The sequence below is a fragment of the Nocardioides sp. J9 genome, from assembly GCF_007829375.1.
Lineage (GTDB): Bacteria > Actinomycetota > Actinomycetes > Propionibacteriales > Nocardioidaceae > Nocardioides.
The window spans coordinates 1-4,930 of record NZ_VLJQ01000020.1 but is presented as its reverse complement, the minus strand read 5'-3'; the positions used below and the strand labels follow the sequence as shown (position 1 = coordinate 4,930).

Sequence of the window (4,930 nt, the reverse complement as noted above, 5' to 3'; positions counted from 1 at the left end):
GGCCGTCTCCCCGGCCGGCGCCGGCGAGCTCTTCGTCGTGGTCGTCTTCGATTGCAACGGGCTGGAGGTCAACGTCCCGTCGGCAGCGGTCTTCTTGCCCGTCCCGTACACCTCGAGCCAGTGCCGCAACGTGCCGCGGACGATGCCGAGATCCTCGGCAATGCCGCGGACCGTGGCGCCCGGGGTGGACTCGTACAAGTCGACGGCCTGACGACGGAACTCCTCGGAGTAGTTCTTCCTGGCCATGATTCTCGGATCATCTCGCTTCCCCAGCACCACGTGCTGGATTCAGCGTGTCCAAGATCCGGGGTCAGGCCCCCTCGTCTTCTACAGGCAGACGCCCACCTACAACCCGCAGATGACCGACGGTGAGCCGTGGAAGGCGAACCGCAAGAACTCCAAGTACAACGACCGCGGCTACAACAACCAGCGCGATCATCAGGCAAGCAGCGACGGCACTCGCCACCCCAAGTCGGTGCTCAGGGTCAGTAACCCACGCATCAAGGGCGGACATCCAACGCAGAAGCCGGTCGAGCTGTTCGAGTACCTGATTCGTACCTACACCAACCCAGGCGACGTGGTGCTCGACCCCGTTCTGGGCTCCGGCACCACCGCCGTCGCAGCCGAGTCGCTCAAGCGGAACTGGGTCGGCATGGAGGCGAAATCGGAGTACGTCGCGATGGCTAACCGCCGTATCGACGATCTCCGAAACACCACGGACGCCGCTTGAGAACGGACCCGCCCTCGGGACGGTGCCAGCTGTCGCCGCTTGACGGCAGAAACCTGCGCAACTCTTGCGGCGCAGCCGTACCCGTATGATCGCGTCGGGTCGACTCATCGTGCTATCGACCGCGACGTCTGTGACACTGGATGAAATCCTCAAGCCCCTGAGCCGCTGAGCCCCGAGGCAGTGCGTCGAACAGTTCCTCCTGACGTGCGATCTAACGGAGCTGGGGACCTTCACGCACGTCAGCCTGTGCGTCCTCTCGCCCCGGCAGCGGAAGAAGATCGCAGCGACAGAGCCTTGCTCGCGTCAGGTCCGACCAGCCAGGCTGCCGCACACCAGCTTGGGGTGCGTCGACCGTCATCCATGCGACGAACGCTAACCGAGCATCCGATCGCACATCGGCACGAACGAGCAGGTAGCGGCATGGTCGGGCGCTCCGCCCCGACAGCGGCATGAGCGTGCACTCCGCCTACCGTCCCAGCTCGGCTCGAAGGGTCGGTGGCCACCGCTTCAGGAGCGCATCCGACTCACCGGGATGGGCACCGTAGTCCTCGACAAACGACACTGCGACCGCGTTGACGACGTAGTCATCACCCTCTCGGAAGCACCAGTCGATGAACTCCAAGAGCCGGTCTGTTACCGCTACCTCTCCCGCCGCGTAGGTGCTCACAGTCATGCGCAGAGGTCGCTCATGAGCGGATGCAGAAGCAGGCCATCGTTGTCGGCCAGGTGTTGCTCGACCAGTTCGTCCGACTCAGTTACCGCGATCGCCAGTTCGTCAAGGAAGTTCTCGCGTCGGATCACGAGAGCAGCATGCCGTGTGAACCGTTGCGACAAGCGCTCATCGGCACGTGAGTGCGACTATTGGAACCTAGGATCTGCGCATGCCGGTGATGCCTGACTCGTTCTCGTGGGTTCGCTCGACTCTCGGAGAGGCGGCATGTCTCACTCTGGCGCCTGACGCGACCACTGATGAGGTGGCGACTGCCTTCGGCTGCGATCAACTCGACGAGGATGCCGCGACGTTCGCGGACGCAGACGGGCACGACCGCCAGGACGGCGGCGAAGCCTGGCTGACTCAGGACGAAGGCAACGTTCTGACCATCGAAGTAAACGGCTTCGAGGGCACGAGGCCCGAGGTCTTGCGACAGGTTTCCAAGGCCAGCGCCAAGGGGCTGGCTGCCAGCATCTTCTGGAACGTCAACGAGATGGTCATCTTCACCGCTGCTCGCAAGGGCAAGGTGGTGTGCTCGGTTGAACTGTTGGACGTTGATCCCGAAGACGTGCCGCGCTCACTGCGTCGGCTGGCAGCACTGACTGCGGACGAGACTGTCGACGCGGTTGCCGTCGGTGCGGCGATGGCGTCGGTGTTCACTGGAGTAGGGATCGAACCGGCCGCGATCAGCCAAGCCAGTCGCCGAACCCTCGTCCCTGTGCCTGACGCGTTCGACTCGCCACCTCTGGATGATTGGCGGCTGCTGAACGAGGGCGCTCCCCACGTCGTTACCGCGGTCGGGACACGCGACGAGCAATGGTGCCGCGATCTGGCGCTCTGGGCCGCCCGGGCGGCGGCTACGGAGGCTGGCGTCGTCAACGAGAGCCCGGTCCAAGACCTCTTCATCCAGCTCGGCAACGGCGAGATCTCGACCCTGCCCGCAGCCTTGCTGCCTGTCATCTCACGCTGGGAGCGGGAACAACAGGCTTGGGAGAAGGAACATCCCCACTGGGATGGGGATGACCCGTGGAGCACGGCTCTCGAGGGTGACTTCATCCGTCAGCGTTCGCTGGTCGGCAGGACCTTGCGTCTCACCGCTCACCCTGACGCCCGCCAGGCAGCCATCCAGGTAGTCGACCACGCTGAACTTGTGTTCAGACGCACTCACCATGAGCGACCCCTTGAGTTCGTCGAGGACCAGCGGGGGCGTCGATGGGGGCAACAGCCCGAATGGGCCCATCTCCGCGCTCGCCAGTTCTTGGAGGCCGCGACGACAGCCGCCTTCACCCCTTCTCCAGACTGGAACGCACTGACCGAGCAACTGCCGGCACCTTTGTCCAGTGAAGAACGCGCCGAGATCATCCGACTCGATGGCCTGCGGCAGGCACAGGGCGACTTCGACACCTACCAGTGGGGTTGATGCCGCTCAAGTGTCGACGGCCGGCCCGCCACCGAACGAAAGGGCACGAACGCCAACCCCGCGCGCCACTGGCAACCGATCGCGCCCACCAGCCAATCCACTTCCGGAACCGGNCCCGACAGCGGCATGGTCGGGCGCTCCGCCCCGACAGCGGCATGGTCGGGCGCTGCGTCCTCACGCGCAATCCGCGGGCTTTGCGGGGTCATGGCAGCGCTGCGTTGATGCGTTTGATCAAGTCGCGCCGGTTAAGCTCGGTGAGCAGGATGGCAAGCGCGGCGTGGTCAACCTGGTTTGCTCGCAGCACGAGGGCGTCAACAGCGGCGGAGGCGACCTTGAGGGCGAGTGCTTCGGGGATTCCGGCCATACCATTGTGGGCGGATCCACGACGCGCCAGCTCGGCGAGCAGGTCGGTTGGCCATGTCTCGTCCCGCAGCCGACTCGTGCTCAGCACGGCAGCGCGGACCACGTCGACATTGGTGCCCACGAACAGCACGCCGGCGCAATAGCCGACCTTCGATCCGGGCCATTCTGGAACGACTGCGGTCGCGGCCGCGAGCTCCAGCCACTGCCGGAGCAACTGCCGGGCTGGCGGGGATTTGAGCGCTTCGTCGACGGATTTCCACCATCGCTGCGGCGGCTTGCGAGGACCGAGGTCGCCGAGCAGGCGCACCAGAGGCGCTATGTCGCCGGCGGGCAACGACAACGCGACGTCTCGCGCCGGGCCCGCCCAAGCGTCGCCGTCGGCCAGTAGCGACAGATCGAGGATGTCTGGGTGGGTGGCGGAAGAGGTCACTCGTCTCGCCTGGTTTCGCAGCTCGACGATGCGCCACTCATGATCGCCGCTCGCATCAAGGAATGCGGTAACAGCGTCGAGCGCGTGGACCAGTGCAGAGTCGGCCAGACCAGCGGAGCACACCTGAGAGGCTCCTCGAAGGGCAATAGCCACGCGACGATCGTCGTACGACCCTGCGGTGGCAGCTTCCAATGCGATCGTGGCGGTCGGCGCGGTCCAAGGGAACCGCAGCCTTGCCAGGGTTGCCCAGGGCTCCCGCGCTCGCCCAAGCCAGTCGAGCTCGGGCGCGGCGGGATCGACCCACATGATCGAGAACCCGTGCTCGTCGTTCATCTCACTCGTGGCGAGTAGGAGGAGCAGAGCCGACAGACGATTCTCAGGAGCGAGCCGGCGATCCGCGATCACGGCCGGCCACGCCTCCCAGCCCATCCCGAGTTCAACCAGCGCCCGCTCTATCGCCTCGCGATGGTCCTCCAATCGATCCACGACCGCGAGTATGTCCGACCTCGATCCGCTGCGGTGCTGAATAGGAGGCGTCAGTGCGGGATCCCCTTCACAACAGGCCTTCCCCGGGCGCCGGCTCGCTTCTGCTGTGAGTCCGGCATGATCGGGTGCTCCACTCCGGCAGCGCCCTATCCGGGCGTCTGTCCCGGTCTCACGCGTCAGCCGGATGAGTCCGAGGGAGTTAGGAACGTCCTTTCACTGGGGTCGGCGCGGTCTGCGGCTGCGTCGGCGCGGTGCATTGGTTGGTCCGACGATTTTCACAGAGGGGGGCGCCAGGGGTGACCTCGGCGGACGTCTGGTCAGTCTCGCCGTCTAGCAGTTCAATGACGCGCTCTCGCGGAAAGGCGCGGTGGCCGTCGTCAGCCACAGCAGCAGAATCAGGATGCTCAGTGCCGATCCGAGAGCGGCTCCCACGGCAAACCCGTCACCCTCTGGGTCAGCAAACGCGCCGGCGATTCCCAGCGTCAACGGTGTGAGGACTAGCACGGCTAACGCCTTGCCTGCGGTCTGCACCAGCCATGAAAAGAGGTCAGACATGTGGATCATCTGCGCCAGCGCAGGTGACCCGGTCTCTTGATTCGCCACCTTCAGCATCCTGCCAGCGGTGCCGTCGTCGCGAGGACGATTCAGCGACTGTTTGACGATAAGCATGGGCGCTGCACCCGGTGACGTCCCCCTAGCTCTGCCCTTCGTTGTCGACGCCGCTCGCACATCGGCACGAACGAGCAGGTAGCGGCATGGTCGGGGCGCTCCGCCCCGACAGCGGCATGG

General features: G+C 65.3%; 7 protein-coding genes. 2 read left to right on the top strand and 5 right to left on the bottom strand.

The genetic code is table 11. The features are described 5' to 3' along the window. Nucleotides 1-246: transposase (locus tag L615_RS02325; protein WP_145723984.1), on the bottom strand; the 246-nt coding region annotated here is incomplete at its 3' end. A 112-nt stretch (nucleotides 247-358) separates the two neighbouring features. Here L615_RS02325 and L615_RS02320 point away from each other — a divergent pair. After that, nucleotides 359-730, top strand: a complete 372-nt coding sequence (locus tag L615_RS02320; protein ID WP_186449682.1) for a site-specific DNA-methyltransferase — start codon at nucleotides 359-361, stop codon at nucleotides 728-730. Between the two features lie 466 nt (nucleotides 731-1,196). On the opposite strand, the gene L615_RS02315 is transcribed toward L615_RS02320, so the two are convergent. Together L615_RS02315 and L615_RS24005 are read right to left on the bottom strand one after the other, a co-directional pair. Beyond that, on the bottom strand, nucleotides 1,197-1,403 hold the full coding sequence (locus tag L615_RS02315; RefSeq protein ID WP_145723982.1) for a hypothetical protein: 207 nt from the start codon (nucleotides 1,401-1,403) through the stop codon (nucleotides 1,197-1,199). Next, nucleotides 1,400-1,531: a hypothetical protein gene (locus tag L615_RS24005; RefSeq protein ID WP_261376527.1), complete on the bottom strand. Its 132-nt coding sequence runs from the start codon at nucleotides 1,529-1,531 to the stop codon at nucleotides 1,400-1,402. Before L615_RS24005 ends, L615_RS02315 begins: the two co-directional genes overlap by 4 nt. Nucleotides 1,532-1,611: 80 nt before the next feature. On the opposite strand from L615_RS24005, the gene L615_RS23015 reads away from it, so the two are divergent. Continuing rightward, nucleotides 1,612-2,862: a DUF6461 domain-containing protein gene (locus L615_RS23015; protein WP_186449680.1), complete on the top strand. Its 1,251-nt coding sequence runs from the start codon at nucleotides 1,612-1,614 to the stop codon at nucleotides 2,860-2,862. A gap of 202 nt (nucleotides 2,863-3,064) precedes the next feature. Here the strand turns inward: L615_RS23015 and L615_RS02300 are convergent, their stop codons facing one another. After that, a complete protein-coding gene (locus L615_RS02300; protein WP_261376526.1) occupies nucleotides 3,065-4,141 on the bottom strand; it encodes a hypothetical protein in 1,077 nt (358 codons plus the stop codon). Nucleotides 4,142-4,471: 330 nt separating this feature from the next. Further along, a complete protein-coding gene (locus tag L615_RS02295; protein ID WP_145723979.1) occupies nucleotides 4,472-4,810 on the bottom strand; it encodes a hypothetical protein in 339 nt (112 codons plus the stop codon). Between the last annotated feature and the right edge of the window lie 120 nt (nucleotides 4,811-4,930).